This is a genomic window from Endozoicomonas sp. SESOKO3, assembly GCF_024606255.1.
Map to the genome: position 1 here is coordinate 1 of NZ_JAHHPR010000555.1, position 1,820 is coordinate 1,820.

Genomic DNA, 1,820 nt, shown 5'->3' on the forward strand with positions numbered 1-1,820 from the left:
ACACTTTTATGTAGGTGTCCTTGACTCCATCCTTGAATCCCTTGCTGTTTGTTGACACCCATGTTGTTACTATCTAGTATCTACACAAGTAGATACGAAAAGGTCTTATATGGAAACTGAAATCAAACGGTGGGGTAATAGCGCAGCAGTGCGGTTACCTGCTAAAGTTCTCGCCAAGGCTGGTCTGGAAGTGGATAGCAGTATCACGATTGAAGCACTTGATGGCGAGATTGTTATCAAACCTTCCAGCTCCCAGAGGGAGTACACAATGGACGAATTGTTATCAGCCAGTCCTGCCAGTGCCTTCATCTTGAATGACGAAGAACGTGAATGGCTCAATGATGCGCCAAAGGGAGAGGAGCTTCTGTAATGGCGTATATTCCCGAGCGTGGTGATGTGATCTGGGTTGATTTTGATCCAACGCGAGGAGTGGAAATACAGAAGACTCGGCCTGCACTGGTTTTATCTCCAAAAGTATTCAACCAGAAAACAAAACTGGTACTGGTTGCACCTATCACCTCTACTGTTCGTGGCCATGCCTTTGAAGTTTCAATAGCTGGCAATCAAATTTCTGGGGTTGTTGTGTGCCAGCAGGTTCGGACGGTAGATTACAAGGCAAGGTACATAAAAAAGGTGGAAAGGGCTTCAAAATCGGTAGTTGAAGAGGCTCTGGCAAAAGTCAGAACTATTGTAACCTAAATAGGAAAAAAAGAGACACCCATAAAATTTGATTCATTCTGTGGGTGTACTATCTCTCGGGGGTGTGATCTCTCGGTGCTCCGGTGTTTTTCAAGATAATTGTTTCTCGATTTTCACCGTTTTTGAGAAGCATTCGGGTTTGGCTGAAAGTTTGATAAATAACGGGCTTCAGGCTCTCAAAAACCATTCTCAATGTTGAAGCTGTAAGGGTTTTGAAGTATCTGACGTGTAAGCAATTTTTCTGGCCGGATACTAAAACGAGGGTTTTCTTTACTTTTGGGTCTTATGGTATAGTATTAATGGGTATTACCTTTTAATACCAAGGGAGAAACAAATGGTAACCTCGGTAAAGCTTGATGAAGACCTGAAAAGAAGAGTTAAGAATTTGGCGGAGGCCAGACACCGATCAGCACATTGGATAATGTGTGAAGCTATTCGTCGTTATGTAACATGTGAAGAGAAAAAAGAGGCTTTCAAACAGGACGCCCTTAATGCTTGGAACAGCTATCAAGAGAATGGTATGCACCTAACGCTTGAAGAAGCGGATGCATGGTTAGAAAAGCTTGAGGCGGGTGAAAATGGGGAGATTCCTAAGTGTCACGACTGATATGGTCACCTTCCGCTCTTAGAGATGTTCAACGATTACACCAATTTTTGGCACAGAAAGATGGAAATTCAGCCAGTCGTGCGATTAAAGCAATTCGCTCAGGCATTAAGGTTTTAGCCTGTCAACCTGAGATTGGTCGTCCTGTTGATGGTATGGAGCCAGAGTTTAGAGAGTGGCTAATTGATTTCGGTAACAGTGGTTATGTTGCTTTATATCGAATAGAGAATGGTCTTGCTACGGTGCTTGCAGTACGACACCAGAAAGAGGCTGGTTATTGACCGAAGAATTAAAAAAACACCCATAAAATTTCTGACAAAAAAACCACCTGGTAGGATCAAGCTTGCATTCGTAGGAATGACCCTGAACTCGATAAAGCAAGGGAAAATGAGTAAACAGGTTTTTGAAAGACACAGAATGTCATCTAGCCAAAGTTATACTGTAAGAGTCTGACGTATGAGACTGAAAAAATGAATCAGCCAGATTGGAATAAACGACCACAATAATTTAACCCTTG

At 42.6% G+C, this 1,820-nt stretch carries 4 protein-coding genes; all 4 read left to right on the top strand.

The genetic code is table 11. The annotated features are described in order from the left end of the window. Positions 1–109 precede the first annotated feature (109 nt). The 4 genes from KDK18_RS09620 to KDK18_RS09635 all read left to right on the top strand — a co-directional run bounded on the left by KDK18_RS09620 (position 110) and on the right by KDK18_RS09635 (position 1,584). Positions 110–370, top strand: coding sequence for an AbrB/MazE/SpoVT family DNA-binding domain-containing protein (locus KDK18_RS09620; RefSeq protein WP_257254688.1), 261 nt, complete (start codon positions 110–112; stop codon positions 368–370). Further along, entirely contained in the window at positions 370–699 is a 330-nt protein-coding gene (locus KDK18_RS09625) for a type II toxin-antitoxin system PemK/MazF family toxin (RefSeq protein ID WP_257254689.1), read from the top strand. Before KDK18_RS09620 ends, KDK18_RS09625 begins: the two co-directional genes overlap by 1 nt. Before the next feature lie 334 nt (positions 700–1,033). Further along, positions 1,034–1,306, top strand: a complete 273-nt coding sequence (locus KDK18_RS09630; protein WP_257254690.1) for a CopG family ribbon-helix-helix protein — start codon at positions 1,034–1,036, stop codon at positions 1,304–1,306. Beyond that, complete coding sequence (locus tag KDK18_RS09635; protein WP_257254691.1) at positions 1,294–1,584, top strand: type II toxin-antitoxin system RelE/ParE family toxin; 291 nt, start codon at positions 1,294–1,296, stop codon at positions 1,582–1,584. The genes KDK18_RS09630 and KDK18_RS09635 overlap by 13 nt, the downstream gene beginning before the upstream one ends. Positions 1,585–1,820 lie beyond the last annotated feature (236 nt).